25 protein-coding genes and 1 tRNA gene are annotated in these 26,614 nt (G+C 71.2%); 18 read left to right on the top strand and 8 right to left on the bottom strand.

Annotated elements, in window-relative coordinates:
* Positions 1–337 precede the first annotated feature (337 nt).
* From ssd to QGN30_RS00370, 7 genes are read left to right on the top strand one after another with little or no spacing between them, the layout of a single operon-like run.
* Positions 338–1,390: a septum site-determining protein Ssd gene (ssd, locus tag QGN30_RS00400; protein ID WP_095762838.1), complete on the top strand. Its 1,053-nt coding sequence runs from the start codon at positions 338–340 to the stop codon at positions 1,388–1,390.
* Positions 1,387–2,550 (top strand): TadA family conjugal transfer-associated ATPase, encoded by a 1,164-nt coding sequence (locus tag QGN30_RS00395; protein WP_095762788.1) that lies wholly within the window; start codon positions 1,387–1,389, stop codon positions 2,548–2,550. The genes ssd and QGN30_RS00395 overlap by 4 nt, the downstream gene beginning before the upstream one ends.
* Positions 2,547–3,347, top strand: coding sequence for a type II secretion system F family protein (locus tag QGN30_RS00390; protein WP_095762789.1), 801 nt, complete (start codon positions 2,547–2,549; stop codon positions 3,345–3,347). Before QGN30_RS00395 ends, QGN30_RS00390 begins: the two co-directional genes overlap by 4 nt.
* A 15-nt stretch (positions 3,348–3,362) precedes the next feature.
* The gene (locus QGN30_RS00385; protein ID WP_193375531.1) at positions 3,363–3,959 is read left to right on the top strand and encodes a type II secretion system F family protein; all 597 of its coding nucleotides are present in this window, start codon (positions 3,363–3,365) and stop codon (positions 3,957–3,959) included.
* Positions 3,960–3,977: 18 nt separating this feature from the next.
* Complete coding sequence (locus QGN30_RS00380) at positions 3,978–4,178, top strand: DUF4244 domain-containing protein (protein WP_014378956.1); 201 nt, start codon at positions 3,978–3,980, stop codon at positions 4,176–4,178.
* A 35-nt stretch (positions 4,179–4,213) separates the two neighbouring features.
* On the top strand, positions 4,214–4,501 hold the full coding sequence (locus tag QGN30_RS00375; RefSeq protein ID WP_108724398.1) for a TadE family type IV pilus minor pilin: 288 nt from the start codon (positions 4,214–4,216) through the stop codon (positions 4,499–4,501).
* A 19-nt stretch (positions 4,502–4,520) separates the two neighbouring features.
* Positions 4,521–4,838, top strand: a complete 318-nt coding sequence (locus QGN30_RS00370) for an Rv3654c family TadE-like protein (RefSeq protein ID WP_008263421.1) — start codon at positions 4,521–4,523, stop codon at positions 4,836–4,838.
* Here QGN30_RS00370 and QGN30_RS00365 read toward each other — a convergent pair.
* Positions 4,835–5,860, bottom strand: a complete 1,026-nt coding sequence (locus QGN30_RS00365) for a PAS domain-containing protein (protein ID WP_014378958.1) — start codon at positions 5,858–5,860, stop codon at positions 4,835–4,837. The genes QGN30_RS00370 and QGN30_RS00365 overlap by 4 nt on opposite strands.
* Positions 5,861–5,931: 71 nt before the next feature.
* Entirely contained in the window at positions 5,932–8,265 is a 2,334-nt protein-coding gene (locus tag QGN30_RS00360; RefSeq protein ID WP_009955938.1) for a DEAD/DEAH box helicase, read from the bottom strand.
* A gap of 259 nt (positions 8,266–8,524) precedes the next feature.
* Here QGN30_RS00360 and cspA point away from each other — a divergent pair, with 259 nt between their 5' ends.
* The 3 genes from cspA to topA all read left to right on the top strand — a co-directional run bounded on the left by cspA (position 8,525) and on the right by topA (position 12,496).
* Positions 8,525–8,728 carry a cold shock protein CspA gene (gene cspA / locus QGN30_RS00355; protein ID WP_007772268.1) on the top strand — a complete coding sequence of 68 codons (204 nt, stop codon included), beginning with the start codon at positions 8,525–8,527 and terminating at the stop codon, positions 8,726–8,728.
* 160 nt (positions 8,729–8,888) lie between these two features.
* A complete protein-coding gene (locus QGN30_RS00350) occupies positions 8,889–9,479 on the top strand; it encodes a hypothetical protein (protein ID WP_008263431.1) in 591 nt (196 codons plus the stop codon).
* A 203-nt stretch (positions 9,480–9,682) separates the two neighbouring features.
* Positions 9,683–12,496: a type I DNA topoisomerase gene (gene topA, locus QGN30_RS00345; RefSeq protein WP_248923354.1), complete on the top strand. Its 2,814-nt coding sequence runs from the start codon at positions 9,683–9,685 to the stop codon at positions 12,494–12,496.
* Here the strand turns inward: topA and QGN30_RS00340 are convergent.
* A complete protein-coding gene (locus tag QGN30_RS00340; RefSeq protein WP_026071046.1) occupies positions 12,493–14,154 on the bottom strand; it encodes an adenylate/guanylate cyclase domain-containing protein in 1,662 nt (553 codons plus the stop codon). The two genes, topA and QGN30_RS00340, sit on opposite strands and share 4 nt — an antisense overlap.
* Positions 14,155–14,252: 98 nt before the next feature.
* On the opposite strand from QGN30_RS00340, the gene QGN30_RS00335 reads away from it, so the two are divergent.
* Entirely contained in the window at positions 14,253–15,485 is a 1,233-nt protein-coding gene (locus QGN30_RS00335; protein ID WP_085977582.1) for a DNA polymerase III subunit delta', read from the top strand.
* Positions 15,486–15,541: 56 nt separating this feature from the next.
* Positions 15,542–15,617 (top strand) — tRNA-Thr (locus QGN30_RS00330).
* 12 nt (positions 15,618–15,629) lie between these two features.
* Here QGN30_RS00330 and QGN30_RS00325 read toward each other — a convergent pair.
* Positions 15,630–17,447: a hypothetical protein gene (locus QGN30_RS00325; protein WP_232517771.1), complete on the bottom strand. Its 1,818-nt coding sequence runs from the start codon at positions 17,445–17,447 to the stop codon at positions 15,630–15,632.
* Here QGN30_RS00325 and QGN30_RS00320 point away from each other — a divergent pair.
* The gene (locus QGN30_RS00320; RefSeq protein WP_026071045.1) at positions 17,413–18,357 is read left to right on the top strand and encodes an NAD-dependent epimerase/dehydratase family protein; all 945 of its coding nucleotides are present in this window, start codon (positions 17,413–17,415) and stop codon (positions 18,355–18,357) included. The genes QGN30_RS00325 and QGN30_RS00320 overlap by 35 nt on opposite strands.
* Here QGN30_RS00320 and QGN30_RS00315 read toward each other — a convergent pair.
* The 3 genes from QGN30_RS00315 to QGN30_RS00305 are packed head-to-tail and all read right to left on the bottom strand — an operon-like array spanning position 18,354 to position 20,676.
* Positions 18,354–18,695, bottom strand: a complete 342-nt coding sequence (locus QGN30_RS00315; protein ID WP_008263443.1) for a DUF2304 domain-containing protein — start codon at positions 18,693–18,695, stop codon at positions 18,354–18,356. The genes QGN30_RS00320 and QGN30_RS00315 overlap by 4 nt on opposite strands.
* Positions 18,692–19,390: a glycosyltransferase family 2 protein gene (locus tag QGN30_RS00310; RefSeq protein WP_014378965.1), complete on the bottom strand. Its 699-nt coding sequence runs from the start codon at positions 19,388–19,390 to the stop codon at positions 18,692–18,694. Before QGN30_RS00310 ends, QGN30_RS00315 begins: the two co-directional genes overlap by 4 nt.
* Positions 19,391–19,425: 35 nt before the next feature.
* Positions 19,426–20,676, bottom strand: coding sequence for a hypothetical protein (locus tag QGN30_RS00305; protein WP_095562421.1), 1,251 nt, complete (start codon positions 20,674–20,676; stop codon positions 19,426–19,428).
* A 124-nt stretch (positions 20,677–20,800) separates the two neighbouring features.
* On the opposite strand from QGN30_RS00305, the gene QGN30_RS00300 reads away from it, so the two are divergent.
* On the top strand, positions 20,801–21,871 hold the full coding sequence (locus QGN30_RS00300) for a DUF475 domain-containing protein (protein WP_009953618.1): 1,071 nt from the start codon (positions 20,801–20,803) through the stop codon (positions 21,869–21,871).
* Positions 21,872–21,922: 51 nt separating this feature from the next.
* On the opposite strand, the gene QGN30_RS00295 is transcribed toward QGN30_RS00300, so the two are convergent.
* The gene (locus QGN30_RS00295) at positions 21,923–22,411 is read right to left on the bottom strand and encodes an inorganic diphosphatase (RefSeq protein ID WP_008263447.1); all 489 of its coding nucleotides are present in this window, start codon (positions 22,409–22,411) and stop codon (positions 21,923–21,925) included.
* A gap of 115 nt (positions 22,412–22,526) precedes the next feature.
* On the opposite strand from QGN30_RS00295, the gene dacB reads away from it, so the two are divergent.
* The 4 genes from dacB to hpt are packed head-to-tail and all read left to right on the top strand — an operon-like array spanning position 22,527 to position 26,567.
* Complete coding sequence (gene dacB, locus QGN30_RS00290; RefSeq protein WP_225331462.1) at positions 22,527–23,912, top strand: D-alanyl-D-alanine carboxypeptidase/D-alanyl-D-alanine endopeptidase; 1,386 nt, start codon at positions 22,527–22,529, stop codon at positions 23,910–23,912.
* Complete coding sequence (locus QGN30_RS00285; RefSeq protein WP_202349670.1) at positions 23,909–24,964, top strand: zinc-dependent metalloprotease; 1,056 nt, start codon at positions 23,909–23,911, stop codon at positions 24,962–24,964. The genes dacB and QGN30_RS00285 overlap by 4 nt, the downstream gene beginning before the upstream one ends.
* The gene (gene tilS, locus QGN30_RS00280) at positions 24,943–25,905 is read left to right on the top strand and encodes a tRNA lysidine(34) synthetase TilS (RefSeq protein WP_014381718.1); all 963 of its coding nucleotides are present in this window, start codon (positions 24,943–24,945) and stop codon (positions 25,903–25,905) included. Before QGN30_RS00285 ends, tilS begins: the two co-directional genes overlap by 22 nt.
* A 50-nt stretch (positions 25,906–25,955) precedes the next feature.
* Positions 25,956–26,567: a hypoxanthine phosphoribosyltransferase gene (hpt, locus tag QGN30_RS00275; protein WP_008263453.1), complete on the top strand. Its 612-nt coding sequence runs from the start codon at positions 25,956–25,958 to the stop codon at positions 26,565–26,567.
* The last annotated feature ends 47 nt before the right edge of the window (positions 26,568–26,614 follow it).

The following is a 26,614-nucleotide window of genomic DNA, read 5'->3' as shown; positions in this document are numbered from 1 at the left end:
CATTACTCGGCCTGAGCCGAGGGTGTATCAGCCCGACCCCCCGGGGCTGATGCACGACGACCCTCGCCTCCTCCCCCCCTGGCGGGGGTCGTCCCTTTTCTCGGGTCTTTTTGGGCGGTTTCCCCCCGATTTCGGGCGCGTGGGCCGGCCCTCGACGCGTTGCGGGGAATCCGTCCGTCGTCGCTGGCGCACCACCGCCGCGCGTGGTTTGTGCACACTCGCGTCTCTATCCACAAATCCGCGTTTGGGACTGGTGTGCCAGGTTAGGGCGCTGCACAGTGGGCGGATGACTGGCACTTCCGGAGCACAAGGCGCCCATCACGCGGGTGTGTTGGCGATGCTGGCGGAGCCCGAACTGCGCGCCGAGGTGGAGCGGGTGGCGGCCGCGGCCGGGGTGCGGTTGGTGCATGCCGGCGACGCGGCGCCGGTGAGTCGCAAGACCTGGACGGCGGCGGCGGCCGTCGTGCTGGACGCGCGGGCGGCCGCGCGGTGCGAGCGCTGGGCGCTGCCGCGCCGCGATCACGTGACCGTGCTGACGGTGGGCGAGCCCGAGTCGACGACGTGGGCGGCCGCCGTGGGCGTCGGCGCCGAGCACGTGCTGCGACTGCCCGGGCAAGCGGCCGACCTGGTTGGCGCGTTCGCCGAAGCCGCCGAGTCGTCGCGCGACGACGGGTCGCGCGGCCACGCCGTGGCCGTCATCGGAGGCTGCGGCGGGGTCGGCGCCTCGTCGCTCGCGGTCGCCCTTGCTCAGGCCGCCGCCGACGCGCTGCTGGTGGACCTCGACCCGTGGGGTGGCGGCATCGAATTGTTGCTCGGCGGCGAAAATGCGCCGGGCTTGCGCTGGCCGGACCTGGCCCTGCAGGCTGGGCGGCTCACCTGGTCGGCGGTGCGCGATGCGTTGCCGCGACACCGCGGCATCAGCGTGCTGTCCGGAACGCGCCGCGGGTACGAGGTGGACGCCGGGCCGGTGCACGCCATCGTCGAGGCCGGCCGTCGCGGGGCGGTCACCGTGATCTGCGACCTGCCCCGCCGCTTCACCGACGCGACCCAGGCCGCCCTGAGCGCCGCCGATCTGGTCGTGGTCGTCAGCCGCTGTGACGTGCGTGCGTGCGCGGCGACCACGGCGATGGCGCCGGTCCTGGCCGCCACCAATCCCAACGTCGGCCTGGTGGTGCGGGGCCCGTCGCCGGGCGGACTGCGCGCGGTCGAGATCGCCGAGATCGCGGGCCTGCCGCTGCTGGCGGCGATCAAGGCGCAGCCGCAACTCGGCGAGCAGGTCGAACGCGGCGGCCTGCGGTATCGGCGTCGGTCCGCGCTGGCGGTGGCGGCCCGCGAGGTGCTCGGGGTGCTGCCGCCCGCGCGGGCGGCGCGGAACGGGCGGGCGGCGTGAGCGGTTCGCTGATCGAACGCGTCCGCGAGCGGCTGGCCGGCGAAGCCGGCCCGCTGGGTCCGTCGGTGGTGGCCGCCGCGATCCGGGCCGAGTCCGGCGGGATGCTCGGCGACACCGAGGTGCTGGCCAATCTCCGCGTGCTGCAGACCGAACTCACCGGCGCGGGCATTCTCGAACCGCTGCTCTGCGCGGACGGCACGACCGACGTCTTGGTGACGGCACCGGACGCGGTATGGGTCGACGACGGCAACGGTTTGCGGCGCACCGGGATTCGCTTCCCCGACGAGCCCGCGGTGCGGCGCTTGGCGCAGCGGCTGGCGCTGGCCGCCGGCCGGCGGCTGGACGACGCGCAGCCCTGGGTCGACGGCGAGCTGTCCGGCATCGGGGCCGGGGGATTCGCGGTGCGGCTACACGCGGTGCTGCCGCCGGTGGCCGCCGCGGGCACCTGTTTGTCGCTGCGGGTGCTGCGGCCGGCCAGCCAGGACTTGGCGGCCCTGACCGCCGCGGGCGCGATCGACCCCGTGGCCGCCGCGCTGGTCGCCGACATCATCGGCGCCCGGCTGGCGTTTCTGGTGAGCGGCGGAACCGGCGCGGGCAAGACGACTTTGCTGGCCGCGATGTTGGGCGCCGTGCCGCCGGCCGAACGGATCGTCTGCGTCGAGGACGCCGCCGAATTGGCGCCGCGGCACCCGCATCTGGTGAAGCTCGTCGCGCGGTGCGCCAACGTCGAGGGCATCGGCGAAGTCCCGGTGCGCCAACTGGTCCGGCAGGCGCTCCGGATGCGGCCCGACCGCATCGTGGTCGGCGAGGTCAGGGGCGCCGAAGTGGTGGACCTGCTGGCCGCGCTGAACACCGGGCACGAGGGCGGCGCGGGCACCGTGCACGCCAACAGCCCCGGCGAGGTTCCCGCCCGCCTGGAGGCGCTGGGCGCGCTCGGCGGCCTCGATCGTGCGGCGCTGCACAGCCAACTCGCCGCGGCCGTGCAGGTGCTGCTGCATGTCGAACGCGATCGCACCGGCCGGCGGCGACTCGGCGAGATCGCCGTGCTGCAACCGGTTCAGGGGCAGGTCCGGGCGGTCACGGTGTGGCACGCGGATCGGGGGATGACGGACGACGCGCCCCAGCTGCGGCGCGTCCTGCAAAGCCGGATGCCGGCGTGAACGGCCCGCAGGCCGGCGCGCTGCTGTTGGCGCTCGCGCTGGTCATCGGCCGGCCCTCGCCGCGGCGACGGCTGCGGGCGACGGCGCAACCGAGGTGGCGGCTCCCCTCGCGCGGGCTCCGCGGGGTGGCCTGGGTGGCCGTGGGCCTCGGCTGCGCGGGCGTGGCCCTGCTGCCGCCGACGACCGTTCTGTGCGGCGCGGTCGTGGGCGCGACCGTGAGCGTGCGTTACCTCCGTCGGCGCCGCATTCGGCGTGCGACCCGCGAGGGCCACGCGCTGGAAACCGCGCTCGACGTGCTCGTCGGTGAACTGCGGGCCGGCTCCCACCCGGTGCGCGCGTTCGGCGTGGCCGCCGACGAGACCGCCGGCGCGGTCGCGGCGTCGCTGCGATCGGTGGCGGCGCGGGCCCGGCTGGGAGCCGATGTCGCCGCCGGGCTGGCCGCCGCGTCGCGCTCCTCGGCACTGCCCGCGCAGTGGGAGCGGCTCGCGCTGTGCTGGCGGCTGGCCAGTGACAACGGGTTGGGGGTTGCGACCCTGATGCGGGCGGCCCAGCGCGATATCGCTGAGCGGCAACGGTTCTCGGCGCGCGTCGCGTCGAGCCTGGCGGGTGCGCGCGCGACCGCGACGATACTGGCCGCCCTGCCGGTGCTGGGCGTGCTACTCGGCCAACTGGTCGGGGCCCGCCCGCTGACCTTCCTGCTGGGCGGGCAGGTGGGCGGGTGGCTCTTGCTGATCGGGTCAACGCTGGCCTGCGGCGGGCTGCTGTGGTCGGACCGCATCGCCGATCGGGTGGCGTGAGGGGGAGACGCGCGAGTGGGTGTAGCGGCAATGTTGCTGGCCGCGGCGCTGTGGATGGCTCCCGGTCCGTCGCTGACGCGCCGGCGTGCCGGCATGCCGGCGCGTGGCGGCCGGGCGCTCGCGACGGCCCGGCGAGCCGATGGCCCGGATCCGTTGGCGGTCGCGTCCTGCCTCGACGTGCTGGCCGTGTGCCTGCGGGCCGGGATGGCGGTGTCGGCCGCCGCGGCGGCCGCTGCGCCATCCGCCCCGCCGCAGCTGGCCCGCGTCCTGCGCCGCGCCGCCGACCTGCTGGCGCTGGGCGCCGATCCCGCTGTGGCATGGGCGATTCCGTCGGACCACTCCGCGCGGCCGGACGACACGCACATCGACGCGCTGCTGCGGTTGGCCCGGCGTTCGGCGTCCTCGGGCGCGGCGCTGGCCGACGGCGTCGCCGAGTTGGCCGACCAGTCCCGCCACGACGCCGCACACGCGGCCACGGCCGCCGCCGAGCGGGCGGGGGTGCTCATCGCCGGGCCGCTGGGCCTGTGCTTCTTGCCGGCATTCGTCTGCCTGGGCATCGTCCCGGTGGTGGCCGGCTTGGCCGGTGACGTGCTGCAGTCGGGTCTGCTGTGAAACGAAAGGAAGTCCTTGATGATCAACAAGTTTCGCGAATTCGCCGCGCGCGCGGCCGTGTTGGCGGCCGACGAGTCGGGCATGTCGACGGTCGAGTACGCCATCGGCACCATCGCGGCGGCGGCGTTCGGCGCGGTGCTGTACGCGGTGGTCACCGGCGATTCCATCGTGTCGGCGCTGACCAACATCATCGGCCGTGCGCTCAACACCAAGGTGTAGCCGGCAGTGCCGGCGCGAGCACCGTTGAGGCGGCGCTGGGCATCGCCTCGCTCGTCGTCGTGCTGGTGCTGTGCCTGGCCGGTGTCAGCGCTGTCTCGATGCAGGTGCGCTGCATCGACGCCGCCCGCGAGGCCGCCCGGCTGGCCGCCCGCGGCGACGAACGCTCCGCGGTGGCCGCCGCGGTCCGGCTCGCTCCCGCCGGCGCCCGGGTCGACCTGCACCGCGACGGCGACTTCCTGGTCGCCACCGTCGCCGCGCATTCGAAGTTCCTGCCCGCCTTGGATATTGGCGCGAAGGCGGTCGCCGCGGCCGAGCGGCCATGACGATCGGGGGTCGGCCACGGTGGTCGCCGCCTGGATGGTCGTGGTGCTGCTCTGGGCGACCGGCGTCGCCGGCTACCTGGGCTCGGCGGTGGTGGCGCGTCACCGCGCACAGGCGGTGGCCGACCTGGCCGCCCTGGCCGCTGCGGCGCGGCTGACGTCGGGATCCGCCGCGGCCTGCATCCAGGCCGCGGCCGTCGCCCGCGCGATGCGGGTCGACGACATCGGCTGCGTGGTCGACGGTCTCGATGTCGTCATCACGGCGCGGGTGCCGGTCGTCGTCGCCGGTACGGCACGTGCCACCGCGCGGGCGGGGCCCGCCGGCGGGCGAAATGGCTAGGGCGTCTGCGGCAGCCCCGCGGCCGCCAGCTCGTCGTCGGTGGGCAATCGCAGGGAGACCAGCCCCGCGTATGTATCCGGCTCCAGTTCGACCCGGTTGACGGTGACGTGCACGGGCACCCAATCCGCGTCGTGGCCGGGCAACCGCAACACCCGACTGGTGGGGCCCCCGCCGAATTCCCTTGTCATGGTGGACATCACGTCCTGATCGTCGGGATGGACCCGCGGTTTGCCGGTCTCGCTGCTGCGCCAGTCATAAAACGTGCAGGGCTCGTCGAGCCATTTCAACAGGGTCCAGTTGTTGAGGTCGATCAGCGCGCGGTGCACCCCGGCCTGGGCGAGGCCGCTGAGGATCCGTTGGGCCAGATCATCGGTCGACACCGCCGGGCCCTTGAGTTCGGATTGCCAATTGATCGCCCGCGCCACCAGGTGCTCCCGGCCGTCGGGCCCCGGCTCCAAGATCGTGCGCGCGACGAAACCTATCCGGATGGCCTTGCCTCGCCAGTCAGTGAGATCCCAGGTGCTGCATAGCGTTTGGTCGGGCTTGGCCTTGACCGCCATGGCGAGCACCTTGGTTTCGTTCGGGTTGAGTTCGCGGGACGGAAGGTCCTCGGCGAAAGCCCTGCCGAAGGTGACTTCGACTTCGGGATTCTTGCCGCTATTGATCAGCGATTCGCGGGTGTCGGTCGCCACCCCCATGGTCAGGTCCCACTTCAGCGGCCCCGGAATCGGACGCTCGGGTGGGTCGATGTCCGACGGCCCGGTCCACACGTGCACGCCGTGGATGAGCCCGTCGGACATCACCACGGGTTCGGTGCGAATGATGCGATCGCGCTTGGGCGTGATGCTGGTCAGGGCCTGTCCGGTCTGGACCGATTCGGCGATCGCCGTTCGCACCGCGGCGAGATAGGGGCTGCGGCGCAGGAAGGTGGTGATCGGGACGAGATTCTTCAGTTGGCGCCCCTGCGCCACGACGGTGGGATCACCCCCGAGTGTCTCCACGAGCAACCAGTCGTGGGCCATGCGGCTGAGTTTACGGCGACGGGACGGATCCGTGGGAGCGGGTGAACCGGCGGGCGACCTCGCCGCTGTGCTCAGCGTGACTCCCGGGGCAGCTCCGCGAGTACCAGCCGCAGCACCTGCACCGCGCCGGCCTTGTCGAGCGGGTCGTTGCCGTTGCCGCACTTGGGGGACTGCACGCACGACGGGCACCCGCGGGGGCATTCGCACGCCTCGATGGCGGCGGCCGTCGCGGCGAGCCACGTGCGGGCCCGGCGGAAGCCCCGTTCGGCGAATCCCGCGCCGCCCGGATACCCGTCGTAGACGAAGACGCTGGGCAGCCCGTCGGGACCCGGTCCCACCGCGGTGGACAAGCCGCCGATGTCGCCGCGGTCGCAGCTGGCGACCAACGGCAGCAGCCCGATGGCGGCATGCTCGGCCGCATGCAATGACCCGGGAATCCGCGTGCCGTCAATACCCTTGCGCAGCAACGCATCCTCGGTGATGGTGTACATCACGGAGGTGGTGGCCAAGGTGTGCTCCGGCATGTCCAACTCGATGAAGTCGATCACCTCCCCGGAGAGCAGGCGGCGCAGGTAGCCGACCACCCGGTGGGTGACCCGGACCGGGACCAGCCCGAGCGTGACCGGCCCGAAGGCCAGACGCTCACCGGTGCCGGTGACGACGATGTCGGTGATCTCCCGCGCGAACGTCGCATAACCGGGGTCCTCGGCGTGGACGAAGGCGATCCCTTCCTCGGTGTCCAGCGAGTCCACCACGTAGCTCTCGCCCTGATGCAGGTACACCGCGCCCGGGTGCACCGAAGCCGGTGCCCGGCCGACGTCGGTGCTGCCCAACAGCCGCCCGGTGTCGGCCTCGATGATGACGATCTGCCCGCCCGTTGAGCCCCGGATGTCCACCGCGGCATGCGGTTCCAGGCCGGGCGCCGGAAAGTACTTTCCGCTTCGCCGCCGCAGCAGCCCGTCATCGACCAGGCCGTCAGCGACGTCGGTGGCGCCGAGTTCGCGCACCTCCGGCTCGTCCAGCGGCAGTTCGGTTGCCGCGCAGAGCAGTTGCGGCCCCAGGATGTACGGGTTCGTCGGGTCGATGACGACCCGCTCGACCGGCTTGTCCAGCAGCGCGGCCGGATTGTGCACCAGATACGTGTCCAGCGGATCGTCCCGGGCGATCAACACCACCAGCGCGCCCTGGCCGCGCCGCCCGGAGCGGCCGGCCTGCTGCCAGAACGAGGCGACGGTGCCCGGAAAACCGGCGAGCACCACCGCGTCCAGCCCGGCGATGTCGACGCCCAACTCCAGCGCATTGGTGGTGGCCAGCCCGCGCAACCGGCCCTCGGCCAGGGCGCGCTCCAGCGCGGTGCGGTCCTCGGCGAGATACCCGGCCCGATACGACGCCACCGTCCGGGACAGCTCGGGGGCGATGTCGTCCAGCCGCGCCTGGGCGCCCAGCGCGGTCAATTCCGCGGCGCGGCGCGACCGCACGAAGGTCAGGGTCTGCGCTCCCTCGGCGATCAGGTCGGCCATGACGCGCGCCGCCTCCGCGCCCGCCGAGCGGCGCACCGGTGCACCGTTCTCGCCGACCAGGTCGGTCCGCAGCGCGGGTTCCCACAGGGCCACGGTCCGCGCCCCCTGGGGTGAACCGTCTTTGGTGACCTCCTGCACCGGCAGCCCGATGAGCTCGGTGGCCGTCGCACTCGGGGAATCCGTTGTCGCGCTGGCGAAGATCACCGTCGGCGCGCTCGAATAGCGGGCGCACAACCGCAACAAGCGGCGCAGCACCATCGCCACATTGGAGCCGAACACCCCACGGTAGTAATGACATTCGTCGACAACCACGAAGCGAAGACCCCGCAACAGCACCGCCCAGCGGGCGTGGTTGCGCAGGATCGACAAGTGGATCATGTCGGGGTTGGAGAACAACCAGCGGGAGCGCTCCCGCGCGAAGCGGCGCACCTCGGCGGGACTGTCGCCGTCGTAGGCGGTGGGCGCCACCGCAAAACCGGGTTCATGCAGCCGCGGAATCGCCGCGGTCAGGGCGTGCGCTGCCCGCAGCTGGTCATGCCCAAGCGCCTTGGTCGGCGACAGGTAGAGCACCCGGGCCCGCGGATCGGTCGCCAGCGCGTTGAGGACGGGAAGCTGATAGGCCAGCGACTTGCCCGAGGCGGTGCCGGTGCTCACCACCACGTGGCGGCCCGCGTAGGCCAACTCCGCGGCCGCGAACTGATGCGACCAGGGCGCGGCGATCCCGCGGTCGGCGAACGCCTTGACCACGTCGGGCTCGGCCCACGCCGGCCAATCGTGCGGCCGGCCACTGCGCGGTGGCAATTCGGCGACGTGGCGCAGCGGCCGTTCGTCCGTCGCGGTTCCGGCGAGCGCGGCGGCAAGCAGCTCACTGCCGAAGCTCGCCATCTCACCCCGCTCGGAATCGCTGTTCGAATCGGGCAAACACACAAGTCTGTCGCCGACGCGATGAACATGGTTGACTAATTGCGGTCGCAGCTTCTGTGTTCGTGTCAAACTTTCGCAGGATCGACGTTGCGGCCGCGGTTCCTGCGAGGTTAATCGGTCGGGTGAAGTTCCGGCGACTCAGCGAGGTATGGCGGTCGTACCAGGCCCGGGGCATCGAAAGGCGATGCCCCGCACCCAGAAGAAAAGGAAAGATCGAGAGATGCCACAGGGAACTGTGAAGTGGTTCAACGCGGAGAAGGGCTTCGGGTTCATTGCCCCCGAAGACGGCTCCGCGGATGTGTTTGTCCACTACACGGAGATCCAGGGTTCGGGCTTCCGCACCCTCGAAGAGAACCAGAAGGTCGAGTTCGAAATCGGCCACAGCCCGAAGGGCCCCCAGGCCACCGGAGTCCGCTCCCTGTAGGGAAGAGCAGACCTAACGGACACCCCCCGTGCAGCCCCGCCCAGCGGGCCCAGCCGGGGGGTTTCCTTTTTCTATCGGTTCTATCGGTTCTTTCGGCACGGCGCCGCCGCGCCGGTTGCCTCAAGACGCGGATGGGCGAGAGGGCCTACTGTCGGATGGCGTGAGCCAGCTTTCCTTCTTTACCGCGGAGTCGGTGCCGCCCGCGGTCGCCGATCTTTCGGGGGTGCTGGCGGCGTCCGGGCAGATCGTCACCGTCGGCGGTGCGGAGGCCCAGGGCGCTCGGCTTTCGGTGGTCGTGGACGCGCCCTGGCGGGCCGCCGCGCTGGCGGACATGATCCGCGAGGCCGGTCTGGCCGCCGAGATCGGCCGGACCGACGAAGACACCCCGCTGGTGCGGACGGCGGTGGACCCGTCGTTGAGCACGCTGGCGGCCGAATGGACGCGCGGCGCGGTCAAGACCGTGCCGCCGCGCTGGCTGCCCGGCCCGCGCGAGCTGCGGGCGTGGACGCTGGCGGCCGGCAACCCCGAGGGTGAGCACTACCTGCTGGCGCTGGACCCCCACGCGCCCGACACGCACTCGCCGCTGGCGTCGGCGTTGATGCGCGTCGGGATCGCGCCCACGCTGATCGGCACCCGCGGCGGCCGGCCGGCGCTGCGCATCAGCGGCCGCCGCAGGCTATCGCGCCTGGTAGAGAACGTGGGGGAGCCGCCCGACGGCGCCGAGGCGCTGTCCCGGTGGCCGCGGGTTTAGCCACCGGACGACGCGCGATTTCGCGCCGCGTTGTCGAGCGTCGGTTTGCGTAGGCCCGCCCGAGGGTGCGAAATTGTCAGGTGCCGCAGGGCGAAGGAACGGTCGCGTACCTGAATTTCACCGGAATTTTCGAAGCCGACCTGTCATTCTTCCTGCAGGTGGTCTCGCAGGGGGGACCAATCAGGGATGGAGCGTAAGGGCAGTTGGCTGACCCGAAACTGAAGGACAGCGCCGGCGGCGGCAACGGAAGCCGCCGGCGACTCGTGATTGTCGAGTCGCCCACCAAGGCGCGCAAACTGGCCGGGTACCTGGGCTCCAGCTACATCGTCGAGTCGTCGCGCGGCCACATCCGCGACCTGCCCCGGGCCGCCGCCGACGTGCCCGCCAAGTACAAGTCGGAGCCGTGGGCCAGGCTGGGCGTGAACGTCGACCACGACTTCGAACCGCTCTACATCATCAGCCCGGAGAAGAAGAGCACCGTCACCGAGCTCAAGGGCCTGCTCAAGGACGTCGACGAGCTCTATCTCGCCACGGATGGCGACCGCGAGGGCGAAGCCATTGCCTGGCACCTGCTGGAGACCCTCAAGCCCAACATCCCGGTCAAGCGGATGGTGTTCCACGAGATCACCGAGCCGGCGATCCTGGAGGCCGCCGAAAATCCCCGCGACCTCGACATCGATCTCGTCGACGCGCAGGAGACCCGCCGCATCCTGGACCGCCTGTACGGCTACGAGGTCAGCCCGGTGCTGTGGAAGAAGGTCGCGCCCAAGCTGTCGGCGGGCCGGGTCCAGTCGGTGGCGACCCGGATCATCGTGCAGCGCGAGCGCGACCGCATGGCGTTTCGCAGCGCGTCCTACTGGGACATCGTGGCCCAGCTCGACGCCAGCGTGTCCGACCCGCAGGCGTCGCCGCCCACCTTCTCCGCCCGGCTGACCAACGTCGACGGCCTGCGCGTCGCCACCGGACGCGACTTCGACTCGCTGGGACAGCTGCGCAAGGCCGACGAGGTCACCATCCTCGACGAACCAAGCGCGACCGAGTTGGCCGCCGGGCTGCGCGGCGCCCAGCTGTCCGTCGCCTCGGTCGAGGAGAAGCCCTACACGCGCCGGCCGTACGCGCCGTTCATGACGTCGACGCTGCAGCAGGAGGCCGGCCGCAAGCTGCGGTTCTCCTCCGAGCGCACCATGAGCATCGCCCAGCGGCTCTACGAAAACGGCTACATCACCTATATGCGTACCGACTCGACCACGTTGTCGCAGTCGGCGATCAACGCCGCCCGCAACCAGGCGCGTCAGCTCTACGGCGAGGAGTACGTCTCGCCGTCCCCACGCCAGTACACCCGCAAGGTGAAGAACGCCCAGGAGGCGCACGAGGCGATCCGGCCCGCCGGCGAGACGTTCGCCACCCCGGACGCGGTGCGACGCGAACTCGACGGCGACGAATTCCGGCTCTACGAGCTGATCTGGCAACGCACGGTGGCCTCGCAGATGGCCGACGCGCGCGGCACCACGCTGAGCCTGCGTATCGGGGGCCGCTCCGGCGAGCGTCAAGTGGTGTTCTCCGCCAGCGGTCGCACCATCACGTTCCCCGGCTTCCTGAAGGCCTACGTGGAGACGGTGGACGAGTTGGCCGGCGGCGAGGCCGACGACGCCGAGAGCCGGCTGCCGCAGCTCACCCAGGGCCAGCGGCTGGACGCCATCGAACTCACGCCCGACGGCCACGCCACCAACCCGCCGGCCCGCTATACCGAGGCGTCGTTGGTCAAGGCGCTCGAGGAACTGGGCATCGGCCGCCCGTCGACGTATTCGTCCATCATCAAGACCATCCAGGACCGTGGCTACGTGCACAAGAAGGGCAGCGCCCTGGTGCCCTCCTGGGTCGCGTTCGCCGTAACCGGTTTGCTGGAGCAGCATTTCGGCCGGCTGGTCGACTACGACTTCACCGCCGCGATGGAGGACGAGCTCGACGCGATCGCCTCGGGCCAGGAGCGGCGCACCGACTGGCTCAACAACTTCTACTTCGGCGGCGAGCACGGGGTGGCCGATTCGGTGGCCCGGTCCGGCGGCCTGAAGAAGCTCGTCGGCGTCAACCTGGAAGGCATCGACGCCCGAGAAGTCAACTCCATCAAGCTCTTTGACGACGAGCAGGGCCGTCCCGTCTACGTCCGGGTGGGCAAGAACGGGCCGTACCTGGAGCGCATGGTGACCGGCGACGACGGCGAGCGCACGCCGCAGCGGGCCAACCTCAACGACTCGCTGACCCCCGACGAATTGACCCTCGAGCTGGCCGAGCAGCTGTTCGCCACGCCACAGGAGGGACGGGTGCTGGGCGTGGACCCGGCGACGGGCCACGAAATCGTCGCCAAGGACGGCAGATACGGCCCGTACGTGGCCGAGGTCCTGCCGGAGCCGCCACCTGGCGACGACGAGGGCGGCGCCGCACCCGCGAAGAAGGGAAAGAAGCCCACCGGTCCCAAACCCCGCACCGGGTCGCTGCTGCGCACCATGGATTTGCAGACGGTCACGCTCGAGGACGCGCTGCGGCTGCTCTCGCTGCCCCGGGTGGTCGGTGTCGACCCCGAATCCGGCGAGGAGATCACCGCGCAGAACGGCCGCTACGGCCCATACCTGAAGCGCGGCACCGATTCTCGCTCGCTGGCCACCGAGGAGCAGATGTTCGACATCACCCTCGAGGAAGCGTTGAAGATCTACGCCGAGCCCAAACGCCGCGGCCGCCAGGGCGCCGCCGCGCCGCCGCTGCGTGAGCTGGGCGCCGACCCCGCGACCGGCAAGCCGATGGTGATCAAGGACGGCCGGTTCGGGCCGTACGTCACCGACGGCGAGACCAACGCGAGCCTGCGCAAGGGCGACGACGTGCTGTCGATCACCGACGCGCGGGCCGCCGAACTGCTGGCCGACCGCCGGGCCCGCGGCCCGGCGAAGCGTCCCGCCAAGAAGGCCGCCCGCAAGTCCCCGGCCAAGAAGTCGGCCGCCAAGAAGACCGCCAAGCGCAGCTAGCCGCGCGCGTCGCTGGAAACCTCTTGCGGCGCAACCTCTTCCGGGGCGGCCAGCTTCACCGGCCGGGCCAGCTGGGTGGGCGCCCTGCGGCCGCGCAGCTCGACCACCTCGCCGACATCCCAGCACAGGGCCTCGGCATCCAGCGCGCCGCTGACGGCGATCGCCGACGCGAGCACGTGGCCGGGCTCGAGCTTGGCCAGCTCGGTCAGCCGGGCGGCCTCGTTGACCGGGTCGCCGATCACGGTGTACTCGAAGCGGGCCTGCGCGCCGATGTGGCCGGCGATGGCCCGCCCGGATGACACCCCGATACCGAACTCCGCCGAACCGATCACCGGGAGCAACTCGTCGTGCAATTCCCGCGCGGCGGCCAGCGCCCCGCCGGGTGAGTCGGGGTGCTCGATCGGCGCGCCGAAGATGGCCAGCGCGGCGTCACCCTGGAATTTGTTGACGAAACCGCCGTGGCGGCCAACGGTGTCCACGACCACCCGGAAGAACTCGTTGAGCAGGTGGACCACCTCGGCGGGCGGGCGGGTCGAGGCCAGCTGGGTGGAGCCGACCAGGTCCACGAACAGCACCGCGACGTCGCGCTCCTGCCCACCCAGCTCGGTGCCGCGCTCCAGCGCCCGGCGGGCGACGTCCTCCCCGACGTAGCGGCCGAACAGGTCGCGCAGCCGCTGCCGCTCGGACAGGTCGCGCACCATGTCGTTGAAGCCCGCCTGCAGCAGGCCCAGCTCGCTGGCGTCGTAGATCTGCATGTGCGCGTTGTAGTTTCCGCGCTGCACCTCGCTCAAAGCCCAGCGCAGCTGGCGCAGCGGGTCGGCGATCGACATGGCCACCAGCAGGGTGCTGATCAGCCCGACGCCCAGCGCGGTCAGCGCCAGCAACAGGATGGGGTTGAACAGGCTCTCCGGTGCGGCGTGCAGCAGCGAGGCCTTGTCCGCCACCACGGCCAGCACGATCGCCATCAGCGGCACCGCCGTGGACAGCATCCAGGTCAGGATCTGGCGCAGGATGACGCCGGGCGCCTTGACGTTCTCCGGGACCCCGCTGCGCAGGGCGGCGACCGCCACCGGCCGCAACACCCGTTCGGATTGCAGGTAGCCGATGATCGCGGTGGCCGCGGCGCCCAGCGCGGTGGCGACCGAGACGACGGGCGCCGCGAACTTGGCCACCGACCAGCTGGCCACGATGAACACCACGCCGCCGATGCACCAGTATGCGACCGTGCTCAGGGTGCGGTAGTACGGCATCCGCAGCGCGCGGCTGCGGGCGAGTTCGGTGGCGACCGGATCGGTCTCGGCGAGCATGTTGTCGCGGCGCTGCCAGCGGAAGACCGGCATCAGCAGCTTGAGGTTGACCACCACGCCGACGAGGAACAGGACGACCAACGAGCTCGAGAAGATCGCCAGGTTGAGCGTCGGCAGGTCCTGCAATTCGATGCGATCCTGCGGCGGCAACCCGTAGCGCAGGAAGCCGAGCACGAACAGCGCGCCGATGATGTCGGCCTGCAACATGCTCAGCGCGAACAGCGGCCACGGGGTGCGCACCACCCACCGGACGAATGCGCTGATCCGCCCCGGTAGTGCCGCCGCCGTAGTCACCAACCCACCGTATCGGGCGGCGGCGACGTCCCGGAAACTTAATAACGATCTCGGCAGGTCGCGCGGGGGGCCCCGACGACCGCAAAGATCACGGAATGGTCGCGGTACGGTAGCCGATCGGTATCTGTCGGCCTGGCTGTCTACTGTTACCGATGATGTCCGGGGTGTTTGCGCGGCTGGTAGGCCAAGACGCGGTGACGGCCGAGCTGCTCGCCGCCGCCAGAGCCTCCCGCGGTGACCCAGCCCACAGCGAGGCGGGCGCCGGGACTATGACACATGCCTGGCTGATCACAGGTCCGCCCGGCTCGGGGCGCTCGGTGGCCGCGCTGTGCTTCGCGGCCGCGCTGCAGTGCACCTCCACCGTCGAAGACGGGGGCCCGGGCTGCGGGCGCTGCCACGCGTGCACGACGACCATGGCCGGCACGCACGCCGACGTGCGCCGGGTGATCCCCGAGGGCCTGTCCATCGGCGTCGACGAGATGCGCGCGATCGTGCAGATCGCGTCGCGGCGCCCGGCCACCGGGCATCGCCAGATCGTGGTGATCGAAGACGCCGACCGGTTGACCGAGGGCGCCGCCAACGCGCTGCTGAAGGTCGTCGAGGAGCCGCCGCCGTCGACGGTGTTCCTGCTGTGCGCGCCGTCGGTGGATCCCGAGGACATCGCCATCACGCTGCGGTCGCGGTGCCGGCACGTGGCGCTGGTGACGCCGTCGACCGAGGCGATCGCCCGGGTGCTGGTGGACAGCGACGGCCTGAGTCCCGAAACCGCGGACTGGGCGGCGTCGGTCAGCGGCGGCCACGTGGGCCGGGCGCGCCGGCTGGCCACCGACCCGGAGGCCCGCGCGCGCCGGGAGCGGGCGCTGGGACTGGTGCGCGACGCCGCGACCCCGTCGCGGGCCTACGCCGCCGCCGAGGAGTTGGTGGCCGCGGCCGAGGCCGAGGCGGTGGTGCTGACCGCGGACCGCGCCGAGGCCGAGACCGAGGAGCTGCGCACGGCCCTCGGCGCCGGCGGCACCGGCAAGGGCACCGCGGGCGCGATGCGCGGCGCGGCCGGGGCGATCAAAGACCTTGAGCGGCGGCAGAAGTCGCGCCAGACGCGGGCCTCGCGCGACGCGCTGGACCGGGCGCTGATCGACCTGGCGACCTATTTCCGGGATGCGCTCCTGGCCGCCGCGAACGGCGGGGCGGTGCGGGCCAACCATCCGGACATGGCCGAGAAGGTCGCGGCGCTGGCCGCGCATGCCCCGCCCGACCGGCTGCTGCGCTGCATCGAGGCGGTTCTCGAGTGCCGCGAGGCGCTGGCGATCAACGTCAAGCCGAAGTTCGCCGTCGACGCCATGGTCGCCACGATCGGCCAGCAACTGCGCGCCCAGGAACCGCGCGACTGATTTCGTGGTGCCCGCCCGCCTGCCGTAGACTCGTGCCGCCCGGCGTGTGGGCACCAGCCGCCTTAGCTCAGTCGGTAGAGCGATTCACTCGTAATGAATAGGTCAGGAGTTCGATTCTCCTAGGCGGCTCCATTTCTTCCCGGGTCAGGCCGGGGCCAGAAAACCCACCGGACCCGACGCGATGCACAACGCCAGCGCGGCGGTGTTGGCCCGCACGGTGATCGCGTCCCCGGCGCCCGGCAGGCGCGCGAAGACCCGGTTGAGCCCGGGATGCACCGGCACTTTGACCTCGGGCCCCTGCGTCATCGACAGCGTCATCGACCCGTCGCTGTTGGCCAGGTAGTTCAGCTCGACGGTCCAGTCGGCGGGCAACAGCGGCCCGTCGAGGGCCAGGCGCGCGGGTTTGTCCGGCTGCGCGAAATAGCCGCATCGCGGCATCGGCCCCGGCGCGATGGTGCGAACCCAGGTCACCCGCGCCTTGATCAGGTGGCCGGAGCTGTCCAGCATGCGCAATTGCGTTGTGGCGGGCGCAAATTCGGGCCTGTCGCGCAGCAGGGCGAACATGTGGCTGGCCAGATTCTCCGGTGCGGCCACCCGTTGCAGCACCAGCGGATCGACCTCCTGGTCCAGCAGCGGCGCGTCGGAGGCGGCATGGACCGCGGCCAGCGACGCCTGGGCATTCTGCAGATAGGGCTGGGCCGGGTTGTCCCGCCAGCTGGTCAAGAACGTGGCCGTCGAGTGCAGGCTGCTGGCGACGAACAACACCGCCAAACCCGCGGTCACCGCGGCGCGTTTCGGCGACGCGTCGAGCCAGCCCCGCCCCGCCGGGCGGTTCGGGGCGCACAGCGCGACGGCGGCCAGCAGCGCCAGCACGACGACGAGATCCGGGAAATACCGCAGCGTCTGAGCGAGTTCCAGCGCGGTCTGCTTCGACGAGCGCATCAGATAGATGGGCACCTGGCAGGCCACGGCGTAGCCGGCGGCGGTCGCCCACACCGGCCCGATGCGCCGCTTGCGCGCCAGCGACACCGCCAGCGCGCCGCCCAGCGCCAGCCAGCCGAGCGCCATCACCGACGGCGGGGGCGTGGCCCACGGCGAGGCCGGCGCCCACCGGTCCCAGTGCCAGGGGCCACCGGCCAGCCCCGGCACGATGCCGTGCGTGATCGATCGCGCCAGCAACCGCCCCGTCATCGACAGGTCGGAACTCCACCGCTGCTGGTTGACCACCCCCAGATAGAGCGCCACCCAGGCGGCGGTGAGCGCCAGCGCCGCGACCCACAACCGCGCGCCTGCCCGCCACACCGCCGCCAGCGCCGATCCCAGCCCCCCGTCACCGGTCACGTGGCGCAGCAGCGCGGCGACCGCGAACGCGACGAACGGGATCACCGCGGCCTTCTCGAAGAACAGCAGCCCGCCGAAGTAGACCAGCACCCCGGTCACCGCGTAGCGCCGGTTGCCGGTGCGCACCAGCAGGACGGCGTCGGCGCACACCCAGGCCAGCGCCGCCAGCATCGGCAGCGAGTTCAGCGCCGCCGCCCACCAGGCGAACCCGGGCACGCCGAGCGGGGTGAACAACGCGAACGTCAACGGGATCAGCAACACCGGCCGCCAGCCCAAGATGGCGTGCAGCGCGCGCAACAACGCCAGCGACGCCAGCAGCTGCAGCGCCACCAGGCTGACCGCCGGCCAGGTCCAGTCCAGCGGCGCCAGCCGGATGATGGTGCCCGCGAGCAGGAATGCCGCCGGCATGACGTGGCCGTCGTGATCGTGGAACAGGTACGACGGCGCGAGCAGGTTATGCGTGCCGGCCTTGCCGATCAGAATCAGGTCGTCCCAATAGAAATAGCCCCCGAACGCCAGCGCCGCGCGGACCGCCAGCTGCACCGCGATGAGCGCCGCGGCCGCCGCCGCTATGTATGGTGGGCCGGTGCGTGCACTGGTTACCGGGGCAGCCGGATTCATCGGCTCGACGCTAGTCGACCGCCTGTTGGGCGACGGCCACACGGTCGTGGGGCTGGACAACTTCGCGTCCGGCCGCGCGAGCAACCTCGAGCACCTGGCCGACAACCCGGCACACGTCTTCGTCGAGGCCGACATCGTGACCGCGGATCTGGAGGCCATCCTCGACGAGCACCGCCCGGAGGTGGTGTTTCACCTCGCCGCCCAGATCGACGTGCGGCACTCGGTGGCCGACCCGCAGTTCGACGCCTCGGTCAACGTGATCGGCACGGTGCGCCTGGCCGAGGCCGCGCGCCGGGCGGGGGTGCGCAAGGTCGTGCACACCTCCTCGGGCGGCTCGATCTACGGCGTCCCGCCGCGGTACCCGACGCCCGAGACCGTGCCGACCGATCCCGCTTCGCCGTATGCCGCCGGGAAGGTGGCCGGCGAGATCTACCTGAACACCTTCCGCCACCTCTACGGCCTGGACTGCTCACACATCGCGCCGGCCAACGTCTACGGCCCCCGCCAGGACCCGCACGGGGAGGCCGGCGTGGTGGCGATCTTCGCCCAGGCGCTGCTATCGGGTAAGCCCACCAAGGTTTTCGGTGACGGCGGCAACACCCGCGACTACGTTTTCGTCGACGACGTGGTGGACGCGTTCGTCAAGGCGTCCGGGGACGCCGGCGGCGGGCAGCGTTTCAACATCGGCACCGGCGTCGAAACCTCGGACCGGCAACTGCATACGGCGGTGGCCGCGGCCGTCGGGGGGCCCGACGACCCGGAGTTCGCGCCGCCCAGGCTCGGTGACCTCAAGCGATCCTGCCTCGACATCGGTTCGGCCGCAGAGGTTTTGGGTTGGCGACCGAAGGTCGAGCTGACCGAGGGTGTGCGCCGCACGGTGGATTACTTCCGGCGGACGCACGCCGGCTAACCGGCCTCGGGCGCCTGTGCGGAATCCAACGCGATCGCCCGGGCCAGCCGCGCGTAGCGCAACTCCAAGTCCTTGAACCGCATGTAGGTGCTGAGCGTGGTGAAACAGAAGGCCATGACCAGCGCGTAGAGCATCAGGTCGGTGCCGCGGCGCACCCCGAACCACTGCGCCACGACGGTGGTGTCGTCGGGCCGCAGCACGGCGTAGATGCCGGCCAGAACGAACACCACATAGCCGACCTTGACCCAGGCCCGGGACCGCGCGTTGCGGCGCGACCGCAGCAGATAGACCAGCAGCGCGACGATCGATCCGATCAGCAGCACCTGGATCCAGTTCATGGTGTCCTCCCTCGCAGGAACCCGTCGAAGATGATGTTGACGCCGTTGAGCAGCGGCTGCCCCTTCGACTTCGAGTATTCGGTGTAGAGCACCTCGACCGGTTCTTCGGCGACGCGCCAATGGTTTTCGTCGATCAGCATGATGAACTCGTTGGCGTGGCTCATGCCGCTCATCGTGATGTCCAGCCCGTCGGCCACCTTCTTGTTGAACACCCGCAGGCCGTTGTTGGTGTCGGTCAGCCCGAGCCGGCGACCGCGCCGGCTCAACCGCGCGGCGGTCTGCAGCACGATCCGTTTCAGCAGCGGCGGCCGCGCGACCTGCTGGGTGCCGAACCGGGTCCCGATGACCACGTCGACGTCCCCGCCGCGCAGCCGGTCGACCATGGCGGCGAGATCCTTGACGCGATGCTGGCCGTCGGCGTCGAACGTGGCGAAAACCTCGGCCCCGGGCTGCTTGCGGGCGTACTCGACGCCGGTCTGGATGGCCGCCCCCTGCCCGAGGTTGATGGGATGGCGAACCAGGTGAGCGCCCGCGCGCCGGGCGATCTCACCGGTGCCGTCGGCGCTGCCGTCGTCCACGCAGACGACGTGGTCGAATACCGAGCGCACGTCGGCTATCACCTCGGCGATGACAGCTGCTTCGTTGAAGGCGGGAATGACGACCCAGACGACCGAATATTGCGTTTCCGTACCCATCTAAGCCCACAAGGTACACGCTGGTGCAGGCCAGATCAGCCCGTTGCGCGTCCGGCGCGCGACAGCGCCACCAGATGGACACCGATGCCCACCGGCGGCCCGCACAGCAATCCGACCACGGTGCGGGTCTGCAGGGACAGCGGCAGCAACAGCAGCAAACCCGACGCGACCGTGGCGCCGACCCAGCCCAGCGAGTAGGCGCGGTGCAGCGCGGCGGCCACCGCGGCGGCGCCGGTCAGCGTCAGCATGGCGATCGCCACCGCGGCCGCGGTCAGCCACGCCAGCAGGGCGCTGCTGGCGTGGTACTGCGGCCCGAAGGCGAATCGCAACAGCCAGGGGCCCACGGCGCCCGCGGCCAGCACCCCGACCGCGCCGATGCCCGCGACGATGCCGGCCGGGGCGATCAGCGCGCGCACCCGGTCGCTGCGCTCGTCGACGAAATGCGCAATCAGGTTGCCCTGCATGGCCGTCAGCGGCACCAGCAGCGGCGCACGGGTCAACGTGACGGCCAGGATGATCACCCCGCCCTCGGCGCCCAACTCGGCGCTGGTGAGCTTCAGCAGCACGGGAAAACCCATCACCAGGATGGCGCTGGCGCCGGCCGCGGTGATCGAATGCGCGGCGCCCCGCAGGAAGGTCGCGGTGCCGCCCGGGGTGAGCAGCCGCGCGGCCGCGCGGGTGGCCGGCGAGGCCACCAGCAGGATCAGCCAGGCGATCGCGCCGCCGACCGTCGCCCACAGGAAGCCGGTCAGATGCCAGCCCAGCACCACGGTGGCCGCCGCGATCGCGACGCGGATGACCGCGTCGGTCACCATCAGCGCCCCGTACTGGGTCCACTGGTTGATGCCGGCCAACATGCCCAGCAGCGTGGTGTGCACGCAGAAGCCTGCCAGCCCCGCGCACAGCAGCGCCACCGACAACCAGCGCTCCTCGACGAAAACCCGACCGCTCCACAGCGGCGCGGTCCCCGCGATCACGACGGCCGCGGCGACCCCGAGCAGCGCGCCGACCCGCAGCGGGTGGGTGCGCTTGGTCGGCGCGACGTCGAGGTAGGCGCACGCGCGGACCTCGCGGGTGGTCTCTTGGAGCAGCCCGAAGGCGGCGCCGCTGACCAACCCGAAGGCCCCCCAGAAGACCCCGAACACCGAGAAGCCGCTGGGAGCGAGGTCGCGGGCCGCCAGGTAGATCACGCCGTAGCCGCACAGGGCGGTCACGGCGGTGGCGGTGCCGACGCGAGCCATGCTGCCGCGCGCCACCGGCCCCTGCGAGGCGCTGATTTCGGTCATCGGGGCAGCGCTTTCAGCGGACCGCACCGATGTATCGCCACAATTTGAAAATAGTAAGTGTCCGCACCGCTCGCCCGGCGCGGCGCTCGGGTTCGCTAATGTGAGCCGCTGTCGGAAAGGACCCATGGCCGCCTACCGCGTCTTCGGTGTTTCGCTGTTGCTCACCGTGGTGGCCCTCGTGCTGGGGTACGCCCACGGTGGCCTCGAAGATCTCTTCCTGCTGCTGGTGTTGGCCGTCCTCGAGGTGTCGCTATCGTTCGACAACGCCATCATCAACGCCGCGATCCTGAAGCGGATGAGCCCGTTTTGGCGGCAGATGTTCTTGACCGTCGGGATCGTCATCGCCGTGTTCGGGATGCGTTTGTTGTTCCCGTTGGTCATCGTGTGGGCGACCGCGGGGATCGGCCCCGTGCGGGCGATGGAACTGGCGCTGCATCCGCCGCCGAACGGCGCGCTGGAGTTCGCGGACGGCTCGCCGAGCTACGAGAAGATGATCCTGTCCGCCCATCCGCAGATCGCGGCCTTCGGTGGGATGTTCCTGTTGATGCTGTTCCTGGATTTCGTCTTCCACGACCGAGATATCAAGTGGCTCAAGTGGATTGAGGTCCCCTTCGCCCGCATCGGGCGACTCGGCCAGGTGTCGGTGGTGGTGGCCGGCGCCACGCTGGTGCTGGTCGGCTCGCGGTTGACGCATTCGGCCGACGAGCGTGCCACGGTGTTGACCGCCGGGGTGCTGGGCCTGGTGACCTACCTGGTGGTCAACGGGTTGAGCCGCGCGTTCCGGCCGGCCAACGTCGAGGGCATGACGGTCGGCGAGGCGGTCGGCAGGGCGGGTTTCACCCTGTTCCTCTATCTGGAGGTGCTCGACGCCGCGTTCTCGTTCGACGGGGTCACCGGCGCCTTCGCGATCACCTCGGACCCGATCGTCATCGCGCTCGGGCTCGGCTTGATCGGCTCGATGTTCGTGCGGTCCATCACCATCTACCTGGTCAAGCAGGAAACCCTGGACCGGTACGTCTACCTGGAACACGGCGCGCACTGGGCGATCGGCGCGCTGGCCGTGATCATGCTGGGATCCATCGATCCGGGTTTGCAGGTGCCCGAGGCGGTCACCGCCTCGGTGGGTGTGGTCTTCATCGGGGCGGCGCTGGGTTGGAGCCTGCTGCGCAACCGGCGCAGGGCGCGGGCGAGCTAGTGGCGATCGCAAGCGCGGCGAAGCCGGGCGCGGCGGGTCGCCACCATCGAGCTAGTGCCCCTCGGCCTTGAACCGGTCCACCGAGCGCTGAATCTCGGCCTCGGCCTCCGCGCGGCCGACCCAGTCCGCCGCCTTGACGAACTTGCCCGGCTCCAGGTCCTTGTAGTGCACGAAGAAGTGCTTGATCACGTCCAGCTCGAACTCGGGCACGTCGCCGATGTCCTGGATGTGGTCCCAGCGGTGGTCGCCGGCCGGCACACACAAAACCTTGTCGTCGCCGCCCTTTTCGTCGGTCATCCGGAACATGCCCACCGGGCGGGCCTCCACGATCACCCCGGGAAACACCGACTGCGGCAACAGCACCATGGCGTCCAGCGGGTCGCCGTCCTCGCCGAGGGTGTCCTCGATGTAGCCGTAGTCGGTCGGGTAGCCCATCGCGGTGTACAGGTAGCGGTCCAGACGCACCCGTCCGGTCTCGTGGTCGATTTCGTATTTGTTCCGCTGGCCCTTGAGGATCTCGATGGTCACGTCGAATTCCACCGCGTCGGCTCCTTGTCTGGGTGTCTGCATGGGCAGGCCAATTTTGCTCTGCTACACCCTAGTCGAGCCCATCGGCGCCGATTCGGCAGAATGGGTTCAGACAGTCAGGAGAGTGATGGCCCGTACTCGCTGGCAAAAATCCACCCCAGTGTTGATCGGGTTGGGCGTGCTGGCGTTCGTCGCTGCCGTGGTGGTGGCGGCGACGTTTTTCACCACGACCGGGCACGGCGCGGGCAGCGCGCGCGCCCCGATCCCGCCTCCGCACGCGCCCACGGTCAAGCCCGGCATGGTCCCGGTGAGCGACACCGCCGAGTTACCCAGCGGGCCCGGCGTGGGCGCCGCGCTGGCACCGGTGGCGGGCGATCCCAACCTGGGCAGGCTCGGCGGCCGGATCACCGACGCCCTCACCGGAACAGAGCTGTGGCAGGTGGCCGACGACGTGCCGCTGGTGCCGGCGTCGACCAACAAGGTGCTGACGGCCGCCGCCGCCCTGCTGACGTTGGACCGCCAGGCCCGGATCAGCACCCGGGTGGTCGCGGGCAGCCAGAACGCCCAGGGCCCCGTCGTGCTGGTGGGCGCCGGCGATCCGGTGCTCTCGGCGGCGCCGCCCGGGCAGGACACCTGGTACCGCGGCGCGGCCCGCATCAGCGACCTCGTCGAACAGATCCGGCGCAGCGGGGTGACCCCGACCGCGGTGCAGGTGGACACCTCGGCGTTCAGCGGCCCGACGATGGCGCAGGGCTGGGATCCCGCCGACGTCGACAACGGCGACATCGCGCCGATCGAGTCGGTGATGATCGACGCCGGGCGCATCCAGCCGACCACCGTCAACTCCCGGCGGTCCCGGACACCGGCGCTGGACGCCGGCCGCGAGCTGGCCAAGGCGCTGAACCTCGATCCCGCCGCGGTGACGATCGCGACGGCGCCGTCCGGGGCGCGGCAGCTGGCCGTCGTGCAGTCGGCGCCGTTGGTCCAGCGGCTCTCCGAGATGATGGACCACTCCGACAACGTGCTGGCCGAATGCATCGCCCGTGAGGTGGCGGCCGCGATCAACCGGCCGCGCAGCTTCGCCGGCGCGGCCGACGCGGTGACCAACCGGTTGAGCACCGCCCACGTCGACACCGCGGGCGCGGCGCTGCTGGACTCCAGCGGGCTTTCGGTCGACGACCGGCTCACGGCCAAGACGCTCGACGGGGTGCTGCAGGCCGCCGCCGGGCCCGACCAGCCGTCGCTGCGGGCGCTGCTGGACCTGCTTCCGATCGCCGCCGGCAGCGGGACGCTGGGCGACCGGTTCCTCGACGCCTCGACCAGCCAGGGCCCCGCCGGCTGGCTGCGGGCCAAGACCGGCTCGCTGACCAACATCAACGCGCTGGCCGGGGTGCTCACCGACCGCAGCGGCCGGGTGCTCACCTTCGCGTTCATCTCCAACGACGCGGGCCCCAACGGCCGCAACGTGATGGACGCGCTGGCGACCCGGCTCTGGTTCTGCGGGTGCTCATGACGCCGGCGTCGGAACTGACGCTGGGCACCGCCGTCGACTGGCAGTTCGCGGCCACGGTCGGCCGGCGGCTGGCCCGGCCCGGGCCACCGTCCAGCGACTACACCCGGCGCCAGGTGATCGACGAACTGGTGGGCGCGGCCGCCAAGGCCGAACCCCTGGTCCGTGACGTCACCGGCCTGGTCGCGGGTGGTGCCGTGCCCGCCGCGCGCATCGTCGACCGCCCGGAATGGGTCGCCGCCGCGGCCGAGTCGATGCGGGTGATGATGAACGGCGCCGAGAAGCCGCGCGGGTTTCTCACGGGCCGGGTCACCGGCGCGCAGACCGGCGCCGTCCTGGCCTACGTCTCGTCGGGGATCCTCGGCCAATACGACCCCTTCGCCACCGATAACGGGGCCAGGGCCGGCTGCCTGCTGCTGGTGTACCCGAACGTCATCGCCGTCGAGCGGCAGCTTCGGATCGAGCCGTCCGATTTCCGGCTGTGGGTGTGCCTGCACGAGGTCACCCATCGCGTGCAGTTCACCGCCAACCCGTGGCTGCCCGACTACATGTCGCAGGCGCTGGGCCTGCTGACCCGCGACGCCGGTGACGACCTCGGGGAGGTGGTGAGCCGGCTCGCCGACTACGCCCGCAATCGCGGCAATCAGAACTCCGACGCCAACTCGGCGGGCATCCTCGGTCTGGTGCGGGCGGTGCAGTCCGAACCCCAGCGCCACGCCCTGGACCAGCTGCTCGTGCTGGGCACGCTGCTGGAGGGCCACGCCGACCACGTCATGGATGCCGTCGGGCCGATCGCCGTGCCGTCGGTGGCCACCATCCGCCGCCGCTTCGACGAGCGCCGCCATCGCAAGCAACCGCCCCTGCAGCGCTTGCTGCGCGCACTGCTGGGACTCGACGCCAAGCTCAGCCAATACACGCGCGGCAAGGCGTTCGTCGACCACGTCGTGGGCCAGGTGGGCATGGCGCGATTCAACGCCATCTGGGCGGGGCCCGAAACGCTGCCGCTGCCCATCGAGATCGAAGAGCCCCAGCGATGGATCGACAGGGTGCTGTAGGCCGGCTGCGCGCGGCGGTCGAGGCGTTCGTCAAGACGCACCTCGCCGCCGTCGACCAATGGTGCGTGGCCCTGTCCGGTGGCCCGGATTCGTTGGCGCTGACCGCGGTGGCGGCCCAGCTGCGGCCCACCACCGCGGTGGTGGTGGACCACGGCCTGCAACCCGGCTCGGCCGACGTCGCCGAAACCGCCCGGGCGCAGGCCGTCGCACTGGGATGTGTTGCGGCGCAAGTGATTCGGGTGCACGTCGGCACGGAGGGTGGTCCCGAAGCCGCGGCCCGCGCGGCCCGCTACGCCGCGCTGGCCGCCTACCACGACGGCCCGGTGCTGCTCGGCCACACGCTCGACGACCAGGCCGAGACGGTGCTGCTCGGGCTGGGCCGGGGGTCCGGCGTGCGCTCGATCGCCGGGATGCGCCCCTACGATCCGCCGTGGTGCCGGCCGTTGTTGGGGGTCCGGCGTGCGGTGACGCACGAAGCGTGCCGGGAGCTGGGCCTGACCGCATGGCGCGATCCGCACAACAGCGACCCCCGCTTCACCCGGACCCGGTTGCGTGCCGAGGTGTTGCCGCTGCTCGAAGACGTGCTCGGCGGGGGCGTCGCCGAGGCGCTGGCCCGCACCGCGACCGCGCTGCGGGAGGACGGCGAGTTGATCGACACGCTCGCCGCCCGGGCGCTGCCCGGCGCCAAGGCGGGCGATGGGCTACGGGTCTCGGCGCTGGCGACGCTGGACGCGCCCGTGCGGCGGCGCGTGATCCGGGCCTGGCTGCTGGCGGGCGGCGCAACGGGGCTGACCGACAAGCAGATTCGGGGGGTCGACACCCTGATCACCGCGTGGCGCGGCCAGGGCGGCGTGGCGGTGGGGTCGTCCGTGCCCGACGAGCGGTTGTTCGCGGGCCGCCGCGACGGCGTTTTGACGCTGTGGCGCGAACCGGTCGGCTGACCGCAATATCGGGGCCGCCGTTGGTTATCCGCCCGCCGGCGTGGCACTCTGTGGGCGTGGCCCAGATCTCCTCGGCGATCACCCCCGCCCAGCCCGCGGAGCTCTACCCCGGGGATATCAAGTCTGTCCTGCTGACGGCGGAGCAGATTCAGGCGCGAATCGCCGAACTCGGCCGCGAAATCGGGGAGCACTACCGCGACGCCGCGAGCGAGACCGGCCAGGACCTGCTGTTGATCACCGTGCTCAAGGGCGCCGTGATCTTCGTCACCGACCTGGCCCGCGCGATCCCGGTGCCGACGCAGTTCGAATTCATGGCCGTCAGCTCGTACGGATCATCGACGTCCTCGTCGGGTGTGGTGCGCATCCTCAAGGACCTGGACCGCGACATCCAAGGCCGCGATGTCCTGATCGTCGAGGACGTCGTGGACTCGGGCCTGACCCTGTCGTGGCTGCTGCGCAACCTCAAAACGCGGCATCCGCGGTCGCTGAAGGTGTGCACGCTGCTGCGCAAGCCGGACGCGAAGGGAGCCCACGTCGACATCGCCTACGTGGGCTTCGACATCCCGAACGACTTCGTCGTCGGCTACGGCCTCGATTACGACGAGCGCTATCGCGATTTGTCCTACATCGGCACCCTGGACCCCAGGGTCTACCAGCAGTAGCTCGCGGCGATCGCAAGCGCGGCGAAGCCGGGCGCGGCGGGTCGCCG

The organism is Mycobacterium sp. 3-98, from assembly GCF_035918355.1.
Taxonomy (GTDB): domain Bacteria; phylum Actinomycetota; class Actinomycetes; order Mycobacteriales; family Mycobacteriaceae; genus Mycobacterium; species Mycobacterium intracellulare.
The sequence above is the reverse complement of the archived record's forward strand: the minus strand, read 5'-3'. Positions and strand labels throughout refer to the sequence as shown.

What these genes read in the sequence shown, in the direction of transcription:
- ssd (WP_095762838.1), top strand. Translation starts at nt 338, where the DNA reads ATGCTGGCGGAGCCCGAACTGCGCGCCGAGGTGGAGCGGGTGGCGGCC.
- QGN30_RS00380 (WP_014378956.1), top strand. Translation starts at nt 3,978, where the DNA reads ATGATCAACAAGTTTCGCGAATTCGCCGCGCGCGCGGCCGTGTTGGCG.
- QGN30_RS00365 (WP_014378958.1), bottom strand. Translation starts at nt 5,860, where the DNA reads ATGGCCCACGACTGGTTGCTCGTGGAGACACTCGGGGGTGATCCCACC.
- QGN30_RS00360 (WP_009955938.1), bottom strand. Translation starts at nt 8,265, where the DNA reads ATGGCGAGCTTCGGCAGTGAGCTGCTTGCCGCCGCGCTCGCCGGAACC.
- cspA (WP_007772268.1), top strand. Translation starts at nt 8,525, where the DNA reads ATGCCACAGGGAACTGTGAAGTGGTTCAACGCGGAGAAGGGCTTCGGG.
- QGN30_RS00335 (WP_085977582.1), top strand. Translation starts at nt 14,253, where the DNA reads ATGTCCGGGGTGTTTGCGCGGCTGGTAGGCCAAGACGCGGTGACGGCC.
- QGN30_RS00325 (WP_232517771.1), bottom strand. Translation starts at nt 17,447, where the DNA reads ATGAATCCGGCTGCCCCGGTAACCAGTGCACGCACCGGCCCACCATAC.
- QGN30_RS00315 (WP_008263443.1), bottom strand. Translation starts at nt 18,695, where the DNA reads ATGAACTGGATCCAGGTGCTGCTGATCGGATCGATCGTCGCGCTGCTG.
- QGN30_RS00310 (WP_014378965.1), bottom strand. Translation starts at nt 19,390, where the DNA reads ATGGGTACGGAAACGCAATATTCGGTCGTCTGGGTCGTCATTCCCGCC.
- QGN30_RS00305 (WP_095562421.1), bottom strand. Translation starts at nt 20,676, where the DNA reads ATGACCGAAATCAGCGCCTCGCAGGGGCCGGTGGCGCGCGGCAGCATG.
- QGN30_RS00300 (WP_009953618.1), top strand. Translation starts at nt 20,801, where the DNA reads ATGGCCGCCTACCGCGTCTTCGGTGTTTCGCTGTTGCTCACCGTGGTG.
- dacB (WP_225331462.1), top strand. Translation starts at nt 22,527, where the DNA reads ATGGCCCGTACTCGCTGGCAAAAATCCACCCCAGTGTTGATCGGGTTG.
- QGN30_RS00285 (WP_202349670.1), top strand. Translation starts at nt 23,909, where the DNA reads ATGACGCCGGCGTCGGAACTGACGCTGGGCACCGCCGTCGACTGGCAG.
- tilS (WP_014381718.1), top strand. Translation starts at nt 24,943, where the DNA reads ATGGATCGACAGGGTGCTGTAGGCCGGCTGCGCGCGGCGGTCGAGGCG.